The 17,792-nt window shown below is 68.6% G+C and carries 6 protein-coding genes and 1 tRNA gene; 4 read left to right on the plus strand and 3 right to left on the minus strand.

Annotated features, from left to right (window positions below):
• The first annotated feature begins 75 nt into the window (after positions 1-75).
• Positions 76-147, plus strand: a tRNA-Gln gene (locus GON06_RS08965).
• Positions 148-264: 117 nt separating this feature from the next.
• A complete protein-coding gene (locus tag GON06_RS08970) occupies positions 265-1,137 on the plus strand; it encodes an LLM class flavin-dependent oxidoreductase (RefSeq protein WP_157311962.1) in 873 nt (290 codons plus the stop codon).
• A 63-nt stretch (positions 1,138-1,200) separates the two neighbouring features.
• On the opposite strand, the gene GON06_RS08975 is transcribed toward GON06_RS08970, so the two are convergent.
• Positions 1,201-3,051 carry a bifunctional metallophosphatase/5'-nucleotidase gene (locus GON06_RS08975; protein ID WP_157311963.1) on the minus strand — a complete coding sequence of 617 codons (1,851 nt, stop codon included), beginning with the start codon at positions 3,049-3,051 and terminating at the stop codon, positions 1,201-1,203.
• A gap of 84 nt (positions 3,052-3,135) precedes the next feature.
• Between GON06_RS08975 and msrA the strand changes: the two genes are divergently transcribed.
• Entirely contained in the window at positions 3,136-3,693 is a 558-nt protein-coding gene (msrA, locus tag GON06_RS08980) for a peptide-methionine (S)-S-oxide reductase MsrA (protein WP_157311964.1), read from the plus strand.
• Entirely contained in the window at positions 3,693-6,203 is a 2,511-nt protein-coding gene (locus tag GON06_RS08985) for an AAA family ATPase (RefSeq protein WP_157311965.1), read from the plus strand. Before msrA ends, GON06_RS08985 begins: the two co-directional genes overlap by 1 nt.
• On the opposite strand, the gene GON06_RS08990 is transcribed toward GON06_RS08985, so the two are convergent.
• Both GON06_RS08990 and GON06_RS08995 read right to left on the minus strand, forming a co-directional pair.
• Complete coding sequence (locus GON06_RS08990; RefSeq protein ID WP_232528371.1) at positions 6,160-8,595, minus strand: arylsulfatase; 2,436 nt, start codon at positions 8,593-8,595, stop codon at positions 6,160-6,162. The two genes, GON06_RS08985 and GON06_RS08990, sit on opposite strands and share 44 nt — an antisense overlap.
• 213 nt (positions 8,596-8,808) lie before the next feature.
• Positions 8,809-17,784, minus strand: coding sequence for a DUF5979 domain-containing protein (locus GON06_RS08995; RefSeq protein ID WP_157311966.1), 8,976 nt, complete (start codon positions 17,782-17,784; stop codon positions 8,809-8,811).
• Positions 17,785-17,792 lie beyond the last annotated feature (8 nt).

Raw genomic sequence — 17,792 nt, forward strand, 5'->3', positions numbered from 1 at the left:
GATACGAGTCCGGTTTGGCCCCTGCCGGGGAGTCGGGTAAGCTTGACTCTCGGTGCGGAGCTCCGGTTTCGCCCTTGGGGTATGGTGTAATTGGCAACACAGCGGTTTCTGGTACCGCCATTCTTGGTTCGAGTCCAGGTACCCCAGCAGATGAGAAAACCCCCGCTCCGGCGGGGGTTTTCTGCTGTGCGGGTCACTTCGCGAGCGACGTCTGTCATCACCGCTGCAACTGTCGGGGGAGGCCGCCGCGGATAACCTGGGCTCATGCGCACCAGCACCTGCATCCTGCCCGTCTGGCGATGGGGCGAGGCATCCGCGATCTGGCGAGCCGCCGATGACCTCGGGTTCCACGCGGCGTACACCTACGACCATCTGTCCTGGCGGAACTTCCGCGACGAGACCTGGTTCGGCGCCGTGCCGACGCTCGCGGCCGCTGCCGCGGTGACGTCGCGTGTGCGGCTCGGCACGCTCATCACCTCGCCGAACTATCGCGAGCCGGTGCTGTTCGCGAAGGACCTGATGACTCTCGACGATCTCTCGGGCGGGCGGATCACGGTCGGTCTCGGCGCAGGGACGACCGGTTTCGACGCCACGGTGCTCGGCCACGAGCCGTGGTCGGCACGCGAGCGCGCCGACCGGCTGCGCGACTTCACCGCGCTGCTCGACCGGCTGCTCACCGAACCCGCCGTCACCCAGACGGAGGGCGCCTACCTCGCGCATGAGGCGCGCAACATCCCCGGACCCGTGCAGCGGCCTCGCGTGCCGTTCGCGATCGCCGCGACCGGCCCCCGCGGTCTGCGCCTGACGGCGCAGTACGGGCAGGCGTGGGTGACCACCGACGGCGGTGGAAGCACAGCCGAGTCGCAGACGATCGTGCGCGAGCAGGTCTCGCGCCTGGAGAGTGCGTGCGAGGAAGCCGGCAGGGATCCCGCGAGCGTCGAGCGCATCCTGCTCACAGGCTTCACCCCGGACAGCGCGCTGGACGGCGTCGAGCACTTCCTCGAGACGGCTGCCGGATATCGTGACGCCGGTATCACCGAGATCGTCCTGCACTGGCCGATCCCGGACACGCAGTTCGCCGCAGATCAGGATGTGTTCGAACGGATCATCACCGAGGCTGCGCCGCAGCTGCGCTGAACGGGCAGAGGGCCCGGCCCACTCCGGGAATGCGGATGGTGCCGGGCCCTCAGGCTCAGGCGCTCAGAACACCGGGGTGCCGGCGCGCGTGAGCCGCCAGTTCTCGACATGGAAGTCCGCCGGATCGATCGTTCCCTCGGCCGAGGCGGTCGCGACGATCGCCTCACGGATCGCGACCTGTGCGTTGTAGATCACGGGCGCGGTGGCGATGTGCGGGAAGTTGCCGCCGCCCGACTGGCGGTAGTTGTTCACAGCCAGGGCGAACTTCTGGTCGGCGGACACGGGCACGCCGTTCCACGCGAGGTTCACGATGCGCGAACCGCGGGGCTGCGCGATGTCGATGTCGTACGTCACGCCCGAGAGCTGGTCGTAGTAGTAGTCCGCGGTGCCGTCGGCGTTGGTCCAGCTCGCCGGATCCACCGGGGCATCCGCCGCCACCTGGGTGAAGTACTTCGCGGAGTACTCCAGGTAGTCCTTCACCTGCGCACCTGTGAGCACCGAGGCCAGCAGCGTGTTGTCGAAGGTGTACAGCCCGGCCACGTCCCGCACCGAGACATCTCCAGCGGGGAAGGTCGCGGTGCGGCTGAACGGAGCGACGATCGACAGCACCGGCAGACCCTCGTCCGCCGTCCCGGCCAGGGCCTTGGTGACGGTCTCGACCTGCACCTTGTGGATGTAGTCGAGGATCGCGGTGTCGCGCCAGCACGCCTCCGCGGTGGACAGCGTCTCCGTGGACGTGGCGACGGTCGTGTTCACGTAGCGGACGACAGCGTCGTGCTGCGCCTGCACGACCGACACCAGGTCGGGGTCCTGCTGCACGCCGCTGGTGAGCAGGTTCGTGGCCTTCTTCGAGACCACCTTCCACTGCCCCTTGACCTGCCGCAGCTCGATGTCGAACACGCTCAGTCGCTGGCCGAAGCACATCGGCTCGCTGAGCACGACCTGCTCGCCCGTCGCGGCGTTGGTCACGAAGCGCTGCGGGATGTCCCTGTGCGCGTGCCCGAGCAGGATCGCATCGATGCCGGGCACCTGTTCGGCCAGCAGCGCTGCGGCGTTCTCGACGGGCAGGTCGTCGCCGTAGGTCGAGGTTCCGCTGTCGCCGGAGTGCACGCTGACGACGACGACGTCGACGCCCTGATCACGGATGATCGGCACCCACTTCTGCGCGGTCTGGACGATGTCCAGCACCTCGAGCTTTCCCTCGACGTGCGGCTTGTCCCAGATGACGATGCCGGGGTTGGTGAGACCGAGCACGCCGACGCGGATGGGCTTGCCGCCCTTCACGTTCAGCGTCTTGATCACGTACGGCGTGTACGCGGGCACCGTCGTCCCGGCGCGCACGGCGTTCGCGCCCATCACCGGGGCGTCCATCTGCGAGATCCAGGCGTCGAGGAAGTCGAGGCCGTAGTTGAATTCGTGGTTGCCCAGTGCCACGGCGTCATAGCCGATGGCGTTCATCTGCCTGGCGATCGGGTGCGTCTCGCCGGTCTCGGTGATCGGCTTCACGGTGGCGTAGTACGAGCCGAGCGGCGTGCCCTGGATGGTGTCTCCGGCATCGAACAGCAGCGTCCGGTCCGACCCGCGGTCCGCGCGGACCTGCTTGACGACGCTGGCGAGGCCGGCGAGGCCCACGGCGTTGCCCTTGCCGTCGTTGTACTCGGAGTCCTTGTAGTAGTCCCAGTTCAGGGCGTTGGAGTGGATGTCGGACGACCCCATGACGGTGATCGTGACGGTCTTGCCGACGCCGCCCTGAGCGGCTGAGGCGGACTCAGGGGTCGCCGCCCAGCCCGCAGCGGCGAGGGCGCCCGCCGCGGTGACGCCGGTGAGGAATCCACGCCGGCTGACGCCGGAACGGTGGTCATGGATGATGTCGGGATTTTCAGCCTGGGGAAGGTGCTGAGTTTCATCTGTCATGAGACTCAAGATACGTCAGCCGGGAACTTCTGAGGGAGCAAGATGGTTGTAGAGGACATACCCCTCAGACGAAGGAGCACTGCCATGACCAGCGGCATCACCGACACCGGATCCATCACGCGTCAGCAGGGCGCAGAGACCGCCGTCCTCGCAGGAGGCTGCTTCTGGGGCATGGAGGATCTCATCCGCCGTCAGCCGGGCGTGCTGGCCACGCGCGTGGGCTACACCGGCGGTCAGAACGAGCACGCCACCTACCGAAACCACCCCGGCCACGCCGAGGCCGTCGAGATCGTCTACGACCCCGAGAAGACCACGTATCGCGACATCCTCGCGTTCTTCTTCCAGATCCACGACCCGTCGACCTTGAACCGGCAGGGCAACGACATCGGCACCAGCTACCGTTCGGCGATCTTCCCGCTGGACGCCGAGCAGGAGCGGGTCGCTCGCGACACGATCGCCGACGTCGACGCCTCCGGTCTGTGGCCGGGAGCGGCCGTGACCACGATCGAGGCACCCGGTCCGTTCTGGGAGGCCGAGCCTGAGCACCAGGACTACCTGATCCGCTACCCCGACGGCTACACCTGCCACTTCCCGCGCGCGGGATGGGTGCTGCCGCGCCGGGAAGCCGACGCGACCGCCTGATGGCGCCCCAGCCGCGGCCGGATGTCGCGGCGGCGCTGCCCGAGCGCATCGCCGTCCGCGGTGCCCGTGTGCACAACCTGCGCGACGTGGACGTCGACGTCCCGTTGCGCGCGCTGGTCGGGATCGCCGGCGTCTCCGGCTCCGGCAAGTCGTCGCTGGCGCTGGGCGTCCTCTACGCGGAGGGCTCCCGGCGCTACCTCGAGGCGCTCTCGACCTACACCCGGCGACGGATGGCGCAGGCGCCGCGCGCCGCCGTCGACTCGGTGCAGCACGTGCCGGCGGCGCTGGCGCTCCGGCAGCGGCCAGGAGTCCCCGGCGTGCGCTCCACGTTCGGCACCTCGACCGAACTGCTGAACGTGCTCCGGCTGATGTTCTCGCGACTCGCATCGCACCTGTGCCCGAACGGGCATCGGGTGCCGCCGACGATCGACGTCGCCGCGGAGACGCCGTTCTCCTGTCCGGTCTGCGGCGCGCAGGTGCACGCCCCAGGCGCCGAGGACCTCGCGTTCAACTCCGCCGGTGCCTGCCCGACCTGCCAGGGCACCGGCGTCGTGCGCACCGTGGACGACACCGCGCTCGTGCCGGATCCGTCGAAGACGCTGGACGGCGGTGCCGTCGCGCCCTGGCAGATGTTCGGCTTCAACGTGCAGCCCGACATCGCCCGCGAGTTCGGTGTGCGCACCGACGTGCCCTGGCGCGACCTCACGGACGCCGAGCGCGAGATCGTGCTGGACGGCCCGGAGGAGAAGAAGCACATCACCGTGACGAGCAGGAAGGGCGTGCACGAGCTGGACTTCACGTTTCGCAACGCCCGGCTCACCGTCACGGAGGAGCTGCGCCGCGCCGACGACGAGAAGCGGCTCGCGCGCGTCAGCCGATTCCTCACGGAGGGCACCTGCCCGGACTGCGGTGGCACCCGGCTGAGTCCGGCGGCCCGCGCGCCGCGGATCGGCGAGGCGGGACTCGCGGATGTCACGGCCATGACCCTCGACGAGGTGATCGCATGGGCCCCTGGCGTGGCGCGCGGACTGCCTCCGGAGATGCGGCCGATGGCGGACGCGCTCGTGGACACGCTGCTGGGCATGGCGCAGCGGCTGATTCAGCTCGGGCTCGGTTACCTCTCGCTCGACCGGGCCGGTGCCACCCTGTCGACGGGGGAGCGGCAGCGGGCGCAGCTCGCCCGCGCGGTGCGCAACCGCACCACGGGCGTGCTCTACGTGCTGGACGAGCCGTCGATCGGCCTGCATCCGGTCAACGTGGACGGGCTGCTCGGCGTCATGCGCGACCTGCTCGCCGACGGCAACTCCGTGGTGTTCGTCGACCACGACGTGCAGATCCTGCGCGAGGCGGACTGGCTGATCGAGATCGGGCCCGGCTCGGGATCCGAGGGCGGGCAGGTGATCGCCCAGGGCGCTCCGGACGCCCTCGACGGCCCGTCGCGCATCGTGGGCTTCCTGAACGGCTCAGAACGGGTGGAGACGCGCGGCCGCGCGGCATCCGACACCGTCTTCGAACAGGGCCGGATCGTGCTACGCACCGACGCGATCCACACGGTGCATCCGCTCGAGGTCGAGGTGCCCGTGGGGCGCCTCACCGCCGTCACCGGCGTTTCCGGCTCGGGGAAGACCACGTTGGTGCTGGAGTCCCTGGTGCCCGCCCTGATGGCCGCGGCAGACGGGACCCGTCCGCCCGCACACGTCCGTGCACTCGAGGCGCCCTCCGCCATGAGGGTGCACGTCGTCGATGCGACGCCGATCGGCCTGAATGTGCGCTCCACGATCGCGACCTACTCCGGCGTGATGGACGAGCTGAGGAAGGCCTACGCCGCCACACCCACCGCGCGGGAGGCCGGGCTCACCGCCTCGGACTTCTCCTACAACACCGGATCGCTGGCGTGCCCGAAGTGCGAGGGCACCGGGGAGATCACGCTCGACGTGCAGTTCCTGCCCGACGTGGACATCGTCTGCCCGGAGTGCGAGGGCAGTCGATTCGCCCCGGACGCGCAGGCGTTTGCCCGCGAAGGAGTGACGCTGCCGGACCTGCTGCGCTGCACGATACGCGAAGCGCTGCCGAGGACCGCCGATCTGCCGCGGGTGCACCGCCGCCTGGTCGCCTTCGACCAGTTGGGGCTCGGCTATCTGACACTGGGCGAGGCGACGCCCGCGCTGTCCGGTGGTGAGGCGCAGCGGCTCAAGCTCGTCACCCAGATGCACCGTGACCAGACCGACGCGGTGTTCGTGCTGGACGAGCCCAGCGTCGGGCTGCATCCGCTCGATGTGCGCACGCTCGTCGCCGTGCTCGATCGGCTGACGGCGCGCGGGGCGACGGTGATCGTCGTCGAGCACGACCTGGACCTCATCGCGAACGCCGACCACGTGATCGATCTCGGGCCCGGCGGAGGCACCGAAGGCGGACGGGTCGTCGCCGTCGGCTCACCGACGCAGGTCGCCGGCACCGCGGCATCCGTCACCGGACGCTACCTCGCACGGCACCTGCGGAACGGCGCCTGACCCGATGTGCGGAGGGCCGGGGCCCTCCGCACATCGCGGGGATCAGGATGCCGCGGGGGAGGCGTACGCGATGCGGACGCCGTCGATCGTGCCGTCGAACGCGAACGGCATCCGGTCCGCATAGCTCCTCGACACCGCCCCGCCGTAGGCGCGGCCGATGTCGAGGCAGTCGTTCGCGGAGAACAGCAGCGGCGCGCTGACCGGAACCGTTCCGGAGGCCACCTCGGCGCCGTCCGCACGGATCACGATGCTCAGCGGTCCGCCCGGCCGAGGCTCGACGTACGTCGTCTCGACCTCGATCGTCGTCGCTCCCGCAGGCAGCGGGGCATCCGCGGCGATGACCGTGCGCTGGACGAGGAACAGGTTGTACTCGTAGTGCAGCACGCCGTCGATCACATAAGCGGTCAGGCCGCCGCCGGAGCCTCCGAGTTTTGTAGAGCACACCGTTCGCCTTGTTCGGGAGCGTCGCCGTGATCGTGACCGTGTTCGGCTTGTTCCCCAACGCAGGGGCGCAGAACTCCGGGATCCGCACGGTGTCGCCGGAGAGCTCCCACTCGGTGTACGCCGGGCCGAGCCGGAACTCGGGGTGGTAGACGGGCACCCAGAGTCCACCGCCGACAGGCAGAACATCGTTCTTCGCCGCCTCTATGGCGAAGAGTTCCTTCAGCTGGGCGAGTTTGTCCGGATGTTCGGCAGCGAGGTCGCGCGCCTGGCTCCAGTCCTCGTCCAGGTGGTACAGCTCCCACACATCGGCGTCCGGCGTCCATGTCGCGATGCCGGGAGGTGCTCCGGGCACCCACGGCAGACGCGGTCCGGTCGCGGACGCGATCCACCCGTCGGAGTAGATCGAACGGCTGGCCATGACCTCGAAGTACTGCACGCGGTGCCGCCCCTCGGCGGCGGCGTCGTCGATCGAGTACGCCAGGCTCGTCCCGTCGATCGGGTCCTGGGGGATGCCGTTCACCGTCTCCGGCGGGGTGATCCCGATGATCTCGTAGATCGTGGGAACGATGTCGATGACGTGATGGAACTGCGTGCGCGGTTGCGGGTCGTGCGCGATGCGCCCCGGCCACTGGATGAACATCGGATTCCGGGTGCCGCCGAGGTGCGACGCCATCAGTTTCATGCCCTGATACGGGGTGGAACCGGCCCAGGCCCACGCCGCGTGGTACTGATTGTCGGTCGCGGGGGTGCCGAGCGCGTCGAGACCGCCGAGCTCCTCGAGTGCGGCGAGGTGCTGGTCGATCGTCGTGGGGATCATGTTCTGCGCGAGCAGTTCGCTGATCGTGCCGTTCTGGCCCTCGCCGGAGGAGCCGTTGTCACCCCAGATGTAGATGATGACGGTGTCGTCGAGGTAGCCGAGCCGCTCCACCTCGTCGATCAGCCGGCCGGCCTGCACATCGGCGTGCTCGCCGAAACCCGCGCACACCTCCATGAGCCGCGACTGGAACGGTTTCTGGTGGTCGGGGATCTCGTCCCAGCCCTGCAGATTGTGCGGCCGTGGGGTGAGCTCCGCGGACTCCGGGATCCATCCGGACGCCTTGGCGCCGGCGAACGCCGTCTCGCGGTACGCGTCCCAGCCGTCGTCGAACTGCCCCGCGTACCTGTCGGCCCACTCCTTCATGATGTGGTGCGGCCCATGGATCGCGCCGGTGGCCCAATACATGAAGAACGGCTTGTCGGGAGCGTTCGCCTTGTGCTCGCGGAGCCAGTGCATCGCGTCGTCGGCGATGTCCTCGCTGAGGTGGTAGCCCTCCTCCGGTGTCTTCGGGGGCAGCACGCCGGTGGTGTTGCGCACGAGGTTCGGTTCATACTGCGAGGCTTCGCCGGCGAGGAAGCCGTAGAAGTACTCGAAGCCGTAGCCGGTGGGCCAGCGATCGTAGGGGCCGGCCGCCGTCGTCTCCTCGGCCGGGGTGTTGTGCCACTTGCCCCACGCCGCCGTCGAGTAGCCGTAGTTGCGCAGCACCTCCGCCATCGTCGCGCTCGACTTCGGGATGTGGCCGGAGTAGCCGTCCCAGTCGTTGGCGAGCTCGGCGATCTGACCGCTGCCCACGCGGTGGTGGTTGCGCCCGGTCAGCAGAGATGCCCTGGTGGGCGAGCACATGGCCGTGGTGTGGAACCTGTTGTAACCGAGGCCGTTCGAACGGATGCGGTCCAGCGTCGGCGTCTCGACCAGACCACCCAGCGGCTTCGGCAGCGCAGGGCCCGCATCGTCGATGAGGATGACCAGCACGTTCGGCGCCTGAGCACCGAGATGGCGCTCGGGCGGAAGCGGCGAGTAGGTCGATTCCGCGAGCGTCCGACCGGGGATGCTCCCCGAGCGGTGCGGCGGGAACGGCAGTGTTCTCGCCGTCGGCAGCGGTGGTCCGATGACGGAGTTCTCAGCGGTCATGATGCTCCCCTTCATGTCGATCGGTCCCGGCTGCCTCCCTGCAGCCGGAACCGTGCGCAGCGTCGCGTACGGTCATCTTGACGGCACGGCAGCGCGAGGGCATCACGCACAACGGGTGATGCGCCCGGTCGACGGCTTCGACGGTGAGAGGCTCGCGGCCCTTCGACAGGCACAGGAATCCTGATGTCGGATTCCTGAGCCTGTCGAAGCGCGTCAGCTCACGCGGCGCCGACGCGCGGTCGCGATGAGCATCAGGCCGATCAGCAGCAGGGCGAGGCCCCCGGTGACCGCGATCGCCACGGTGCGGGTGTCGGCGCCGGTGGCCGGCAGCGGCGCGATGAACGTGTTCGTGAAGGCGATGGACACGTGCCCGGAAGTGAGCGTGACCGTGCCCGATGCCCCGTTCTGCGTCTCTCCGTCCACCGTCATCGTGGTGCGGTCTGCGTCGCCGGTATCGGTCTCGGTGACCGTGCACTCGCTGCCCGCCGGCAGGTCGGCGACCTCGGCTGCGAGCCGCGACGGTCCGCCGATCTGGAAAGTCTCGTCACGGACCACCAGCCCCGGTGCCGGATGCGACGGATCGACGAGCACGCAGGTCACCTGCACCGGGAAGGTGCGCGTGACGGCGGATGCTCCGGAGCCGTCCACGATCTTCGAGATGCTCAGGGCGCTGACCCCGAACGTGTTCGTGATCGCCACGGAGGTCTGGTCTGCGGCGTCCGTGTTCGGCAGGGGAGCGAGCTGCGTGGTCGTCGCGGACTGCGCGTCGCCCTCCTCACCGCCCTGCGTCACGACCATGGTCGTGGACTCCGCACCGGCGGTGTCGGACTCGGTGACGGTGCAGTCGGCGTCCTGCGGCAGCTCCGTCCAGGTGACGGTCTCGCCGTCCTGGATCTGCTGTGTCATGGGTTCGGCGGCGGTCACCCGCTGCTCGTCCCACATGCAGGCCAGCGTGACCTCGAACGGCCCGTACTCGACCGGGTCGCCGTTCGCGTCGACCGCGCCGCTGTCGTCCACGGTCTTGGTGACCGAGACCTGGGCGAGGTTGAAGGTGTTCTCGACGGTCAGCGACGGCTGCGGCTGATCGTCGACACTGAGGATCGTCGGGTCGGTCACGATGGTGAAGTCGTAACTCTCCCCGTCGCCCGCCACGACGTTGCCGTCGGCGTCCAGGATCTGCGTGGAGCTCGCCCCGCCGTCGTCGACCTCGGTCAGGCGGCAGTCCGCACCCGTGGGCAGGTTCTCCCAGAGGGCGGTGGGCGAGTCGGCGCTGACCACGCGGATCGCGCCGCCCGGGATGTCCACGACCTCGCCGTCGCGCACGCAGCGCAGGCGCAGCTCGTAGGCGGAGGTGCCGTATTTCTCGACACCGTCACCCGCGAACGCCTTGGTGACCTGCAGCGAGCCGGTCAGGTACCAGTTGGTGGCGGTCACGGTGACCAGGCCGCCGCCGCGGGGGATGGTCACGATGCCGGTCGTGACGTCCTCGCCGTCGTTCGGCGTGAACACCACGGCGTCCGCACCGTTCAGATCGGCCTCCGTCACGGTGCAGACAGTGCCCTGGACGAGATCGACGATCACGCTCGTCCAGCCGTTCTCGGCATTCAGTTCCACGGATCCGGCGAACACGACCTCACCGGCGTAGGTGCACGAGTAGTCGAAGGTGAACGTCTTGTCGAGGCCGTACTGGTCGGCGCCGGCCCCGGCGAACTCCTTGTTCAGCACGACCTGCGAGGTGCCGAAGAGGTTCGTGTACGTCACGGTGTTCACCCCCGCCGTCTCTCCGGGCTGCAGCTCGGGGATGACGACGGTGCGCGTGCGCTGATCGATCTGCGGGGCGTTCTCGCCGTCGGCTCCGGTGACCTTCGCCGTCGTCACCGTGCCCGTCGCCTCGCGGTCATCGGTCTCGGTGACGGTGCACTCGGATCGGGCAGGGATGCCGTCGATCGTCTCGGTCTCGTCCGCGTCCAGTGTGAACGTCTCGTCGACGACGGTCTCACCCTGGAAGGTGCAGATCACGTGGAACTCGAACTGGGTCGGGATCGCGTCCGTGTCGGACACGACCTTCTTACCGACCTCGAGAGACGCCCACTCGTAGGTGTTCTCGACGTCGAGGGCGAAGGTCTGATCCGCCTCGGTCACCGTGATCTGCTCGGGAGACACAGTGGTGCCGGTCTGACCGGCGTCGTCCTCGACCACGGAGCAGACCGAGCCGACGGGGACGTCCTCGATCACCACGGGATCGGCGCCTGGCACGATCGTGACCTCGCCGTCGTTCGCCAGCGGCACCGCCGCACCCTGCCAGGTGCACGTCACGGTCGCCGTGAACGAGTCCGGTACCGGGAAGCCCTCGGGGGCGACGACCGACTTCGCGATCGACACCGAGCCGTTGTCGAACTCGTTGGTCACGGTGACCAGCACCGGCTCGCTGCCGTCGCCGATGACGACCGGCTGGTCCGGACTGATGGTGTGCCCGGTCGCGTGGCCGGCATCCGTCTCGGTGACGGTGCAGGACGCTCCGGTCGGAAGGCCCTCGTAGAGCGCGGTGCCGGCGCCCGTGATCGTGCGCGTGGCGCCGCCGGGGATCGTGACGTCGACGGTCTCGCCGTTGACCTCGCGCGTGCAGGACAGGCTCACCTCGTACTCGAACGTCGTCGCGGGGTCGAGACCGCTCGCGGGGGCGCCCTCGAGGTCCTTCTGCACCTGCAGCGAGCCGACGGTGAAGGTGTTGGTGATCTCGGCCGGCACCGGCGCGGCCGGGTCGTCGCCGACGGTCACCGTGACGCTGCCGCTCGAGTCGTTGGCACCGCCGTTCTCCGTCTCGGTCACGACGCAGGTGGCACCGGTCGGCAGGTTCGTCACGGTCCAGGTCGGATCGTCACGGCTCAGGGTCGTGGAGTCCTCGAACACGGGGTTCGGGGTCGCACCCTCGAGGGTGCAGGTCATCCCGACGGTGAAGGTGCTCCCGCCCCAGGCGCCGCCTCCGGAGCCGGCGACGATCTTCGTCACCTCGACGGCGCCGACCGTGTACACGTTCTCGAATCCGACGACGGTGAGGGCGGTGCTCGTGTCGTCCGCATAGGGGAGGATCGTGAAGGAAGCGTCGGAGGACGCCTCCGACGCGCCTTCTGCACCGTTCTCGGTGACGACCACGTTGGTGGTCGGCGCGCCGCCGGCATCCGTCTCCGTCACGGTGCAGTCAGCACCGGCAGGGATGCCCGAGAACGTCTTGCTCTCCCCGTCGTCGAGCGTGAACGTGCGGTCGGCCGCGGGGACGGTCTCCTGATCGAGATACGTGCAGCTCGCCTCGAACGCGTACGTGCGGTCGTAGACGATGGGCTCACCGTCCTCGTTCACGGCACCGCCGGCGTCCACGGACTTCTCGACGGTGAAGCCGCCGGCTGCGTAGGCGTTGGCGACCCGGATCGACGCCTGCTCGACATCCCCGGTGTAGGGATCCCACACGGCGTCATCCTCCGAGATGTCCCGCTCCGCGGTCACGCCGTCCTCGGGGTCGACGGTCACCGTCACACCCGGGATCACCGGGTCCTCGACGATGGTGCAGGTGGAGAACAGCGGCAGATTCACCGGGCCGGTGGTGTTGTCGTAGACGAGCACGGTCCCGTCGGCGTCGAGTGTCGGCCTGCTGGCATCCGAGTTGTCGGCGTGCACCAGGGTGACAGCCTCGCCGCCTGACGTGCAGGTGACGAGCATCGGATAGCTGTCAGGCAGTGTCACATCGGTGGCGAAGTCCGGGGCGTCGACCGACTTCGACAGCAGGAGCTGACCGGTGGCCGTGGCCACGCCGACCTTCTGCGGCTCGACGACCAGCGAGGGGCGCTCGGGCTGAGTCACCGTCTGGTTGGAGCGCGACGCCGTCGCGAAGGAGTTGTAGGCGACGGGCAGACCGTTGGCGACCGCAGACTCGGCGGGCAGCTGGTACGGGGTCTGGGTGTCGAACTCGATGCGCAGCGTTTCGCCCGGGCGCAGGCCCGGTGCCGGGCTGGCGCCGGTCGAGTTGTCGTACTCGAGAACCATCATCACGCTGCGGGCGGCCTTCAGCACATCGGGAGACGTGGACGCGTCCGCCTTCACCCAGTCGAATGTGCAACCGGGATCGGGCGTGGCGCCCTCTGTGTAAACCTTGATGGCATTCGTATTGCAGTCCTGGCTGAGCTGGACCGGCGACAGGAAGACGCCGGTGCGGGAATCGACGCTGTCGGTGAGTTCGTCGAAGTTCGCCGAGATGCCGCCGGTCAGCGTGACGCCGTACTGTGAGCCGCGGTCGCCGGGCACGATCACGCCCTGGTCGTCGACCGAAGGCAGAGTGTCGACGGCGGCGACCACCCGGGCCGCGGTGTTGCCCGTGTTGGTGAAGTCCACGCGCCAGGTCTCGATGCCACCGGGGCGGATGACCGGCGCGCAGGGGAACGAGTAGAACCCGTCGTTCGTGACACCGCCCTGGCTGGCGTCGCAGGCCGAGGCGTCGCCGTTCACGTTCAGCACGCCGAGGTCGTCGTCGCCGGACACGGCCGGGTCGCCGCCGTCGTTCCCTTTGACGTACTTCTTCGCCGCGATCGTCGCGTTCGCGAGGGGCGCGATCGAGGTGTCGGCCGAGCAGTCGTCCACCCCGGGCGGAGTGTTCTCGACGGGCTTCGGCGTGAGGTCCTTGCCGTCGACGACGGTGGTGCCCTCGCACGTCTCGAAGAGCCGATCCGAGGTCACAGTGGCCTCGTTGGTCACGATGGTGTCGGGCGTGACGTCGGAGCGGAACTTCAGCGGCGCGTTCATCGTGAGGGTCCAGCCGTGCATGAACACGAAGTCCGCGGGACCGTCGATGGTCATCTCACCGGTCTGCTCGTCCAGCGAGGCGGTGAAGCCCGGGTCACCGGAAGGTGCGCCATCACCGGTGAGCGTGAACGTGTACGCCGGCGGGTCCGGCTCCACGAGCAGCGAGCCGTTCGCGTCCGTCTGCACCTGGTCGACAAGATGGAAGCCGGTCATGTCCCACTGGCCGGTGTTCGTCACGGTGATGACATAGGGGATCGTGCCGGTGGGGCTGATCAGGGTCGACGAGCCGCGGGTCTTCGTGATCTTCACGGCGTTCGGACGGTGCAGGACGACGGTGTCGTCGGCCGCCTCGCCGTCCTTCGTGAACTTCTGTTGGCCGAACTGCGCTTCGCTGTGCGACTGCACGTCGTCGCTGATCACACCGGGATCGGTCTCACCGGGGTTCGGCTCGAGGTCGGGCCGCGTGGTCGAGACGAGCATCTCGGGGTCGCTGCGCAGCGTGTCACGGCGCTCGGTCGTGACCGAGTACGTCAGCTGCGGGTTGTACGGGCGCTCCCACTGGAGCACGTTCCCGTCTCCGTCGACCTCCTGCGCACGGAACCGCACGCCGACGACGGTGGTCGGATCGGTCACACCGGCGGGCAGATCGAACACCACGGTGTCGCCGGCGGCGGCATCCATCCAGTCACCCTGCACCCAGCACGACGAGGTGTCGGTCAGCGGCAGACCGTTGCACAGCGCCGTGAGGGCACCCGCGACGTCGACGTAGGTGACGCCGGTGCTGAGCACATCCATCGCTACCTGGTTCACCGGTGCGGGCACGGAGATCTGCGCGCCGGTGTAGTCCATGGTGTTCCAGAACGTCGGCGTGGTGTCGGTCAGGGTGAACGAGGTCGTGCGGGCGGTGCCGTTCGGGCGTCCGCCGAGCTGCGTGGTGTAGTCCTTCGACTCGTCCTCGTAGACGGATGCCGGATCGATGCTCTTCGTGGTCGTGATGTCGTAGCTCGCACCGACGATGACGAACTCGTCGCTGGCATCCGCAGCTCCCGTGCCGCACTGGTTGTTCGCGCAGTCGTCGAGTACAGGACTCTCCAGCTGCGTGTGCGTGTCGTTCACGAGGGTGTCGCCCGCCGGGGTCACCGTCACCGGTGTGGCCGGGTCGGAGCGCAGCTCCGCGCGCAGTTGCCAGGTGAGCGTGACGCCGCCCGTGCCGTTGGTCGGGATCACGGCGCTGCCGTCGTCGGAGCGGAACGCGATCGACAGCGCGGTCACGTCCGCGAGGTCACCGGGAGCGAGTGCGAGTGCGTCGGCGTACGAGTAGTCCGTCGTGGTCCCGCTCCGCGACAGCGTTATCGTCGTCTCGGCCTCGCTGATGCCGGAGGGCACCTGGATCGCATCGATGTCATACAGGTTCAGCGTGTCGAAGACCGTGTCGGGCAGTGCCTCGCCGTCGGTCGGGTCGTCGATCACCATGCCGGAGACGCGCGCCGCCGAATCGTTCGTCGCCGTGATGGTCGCGCTGATCAGCGGGTAGTCTGCCGGGTCGACCCCGAGTGCAGGATCGGGCAGGCCCAACTGGTCCTGATCGAAGGTCTTCGTCGTGGAGGCGTTGATCGGCTCGTCGACGATGAGGATGGTGTCGTCGGCGACGTCCGTGCTGTCGACGCCCGTCTGCTCGTTGACGCCGCGCGCGCTGGCGGTGTTGTCGACGAGGCCCTTCTGACCGGTGTTGTAGCCGTACGGGTGCAGGTCGCCGAGCACCGGCTTCGACGGGTCGCTGCGCAGCGTGTCGCGCACGCGGAAGTCGAGGTCGAAGGGGCGGCGGTCGTACGACGAGCCGACACCTGCCCCGGGTGTCCTCTCAGTCAGCACGATGCGCATCGCGAGTGTGTTCGCGGCTTGTTCATCCGTCAGCGTGTAACCGCCGAACTGCCCGTCGCAGCCGTTCGCGCAGGCCTGTGAGGTGATGTCCGTCCAGCCCTGCCCGTCCAGGTAGAGCGAGACCTCGGTGATCTCGTCGTTCACGATCAGCGGGTCGCTCTGCGCGGTGATCGGGTCGATCCGCACCAGGTCGAACGCGTCGTAGACGGTGTCGACCGTGTTCGTCGGGTCCTCGGTCTCGGAGATGTCGGACAGTGTCATCTGGGTGATGTTCAGACCGTCGGTCGACCACCACAGCCGTGCCGTGCGGGTCTCGCCGGAGAGGGCGGGCACGTCGTCGTCCGGGGTCCACTCCTTGTCGAGGAAGTCCGGGCCCGGGCCGTCGCCGTCGATCGGCAGCAGGTGGATGTCGTCCGTCGCGGTGTCGGTCTTCTCGCCGCCGGCATCCGGATTGTCGACCAGCGACTGCGCGTCGTTGTCGTAGGTGACCTCTGTGTCCTGCGGCTGTGTCACCGACACGTCGATGTGCGTGACGACCGTGAACCCGGGGGGCAGCAGATCGGGGCATCCGTCGCCGGCGGCCGGGAGGTACTCGAACTGGATGCCGCCGATGTCATCCTGCAGGTCGGCGGGGATCTGGTACGACCAGAGCTGCTCCGGTCCCGGCACCTCGGTCGCTCCGGGGAAGTCGGTCCACGGACCGTCGGTCGACTTCGGCCAGTAGCGCACGGTCAGCGTCGTGCACTGCGGGATGTCGGTGTTGTCGATCTCGGTCGCGGTGAAGTTGTCCCAGAACTCGGATCCGGCGGTCGGATCGACCGGGTCGGAGATGACGAGTTTCTCGGAGCCTGCCGTCGACTCGGGAGTGACGTTGCCCGTCAGGGTCATGTTCGCGTCGGTTCCCGGCACACCCCAGATGGTCTCGGGCGTGATCTCCTTGGTGACGCTGGTGTCGAGCGTCAGGGGCTCGACGGTGAACGGGGCCGACGCGTCGTCGGTGCCGGTCTGGCCCTGCGTGTTCTCGACCTCGGTGTCGACCGCGTTCGTGCTGGAGACGGCCTCCTCGGTCGGCAGTGCGGTGACGTTCAGCGGGAGCGCGGCGTAGGCGCCGGACACGATGTCGTCGCCGTCGGCGGAGAAGACCACCGTGAAGCCCTCGACGGTGCAGCCGTCCTCGGCGGCGGGAAGGGTGTTCTTCGTCGTCGTGGACGCCGTGCTGTCGTCGCAGTCGGAGTACGTGTAGGTGATCTCGGCCGAGGTGGCGGCCACGGGCCATTCGATGCCGTCGGCGAAGCCGTCGAAGCTGAGGCCCTGTTCGGTGAACGTCGGCGTGCCCGCGGTGGGCTCGGTGATGGTCAGCGTCTGCACGTTCTGCTCGCCCACGGTGGCCTTGATGTTCGCCGTGGTGCTCTGACCGCTGACCAGCGTGTTGTCGGCGAAGGACTTCTCGATCGTCACGTCGGGCTTGCGCTGCGCGAGGGTGATGCTCGCGTCGTCGGTGACGGGGTCGCTGGTGTCGTCGCCCTTCGACACCGTGGTCGACGCGTCGTTGGTGACGGTCTGTTGCGACTGGTCGGGGATGCCGGTCACCGTGTCGTTCGTCTCGGTGTGGACCACGAGCTTGCCGGTCGCGCCGGGGGCGAACGTTCCGGTGAAGGTGACGCGGATGCCCTCGGCCTCGGAGATCGGGTCGGGCTCGGTCGCGGTCCAGGCACCGTCCACCCAGTACTCGGTCGTCGTGCCGGTCGTGCCATCCGGTGCTGTCACGTCATAGCCGGTCACGTCGAGGTAGCCGCCGAACGTGCCAGGCGGAGACACCGGATCCTGCACGACGATCGTGTCGACGTTCTGATTGGAGCCGTTGCCCGGCGTCACGGTCCAGTCGATCGCCTGTCCTGGTACGGCGGGCAGGGTGCCGGCGGGCGAGACGGTCTTCTCGATGCTGGGCACGAGGGTGGTCTCGACGTCAAGGGTGACGTTCGCGCTGGCGTTCGCGACGGGCGCGTTGCTGCCGTCGACGCTGGCGGTGTTGGTCACGGTCTTGCCGTCCCACGTGCCGTCGGTGTCGGGCTTCACGATGGCATTGACCGTGACGGTCATACTGTTGCCGCCGGCCCAGGTCTTGGGCGTCGCGCTCAGGTCGGTGGCGGGGGTGACGGTGAAGCTGTTGCCGGCGGTGTCGATCTGCCGGTCGTACTCGCCGATGGGCTGGCCGGACGGTGCGTTGAGCTGGACTGTCACCGCGGGGTTGATCGCCGGGTTGAACATGAGCGGCTCGGGGAGCGAGTCGCTCAGGACCGTGTCGTCGCATCCGCCCTCGTTGGTCGAGGAGCAGTTCACGACGATCTGGTACGTGATCGTGTCGCCGGGACCGAACGGCCCGGATTCCACCGCCGTCTTCTGAATGCCGTACTGCGCGGTGTCCGCGGCCGCAGCGGGAACGGCGGCCACGAAGACCGACGCAGCGGCGAAGATCAACGCGGTGATTCCCGCGAGCACTCTGTTCTGACTTCTCATCGGCCTGC

This window comes from Microbacterium sp. MAH-37, from assembly GCF_009758255.1.
Lineage (GTDB): Bacteria > Actinomycetota > Actinomycetes > Actinomycetales > Microbacteriaceae > Microbacterium.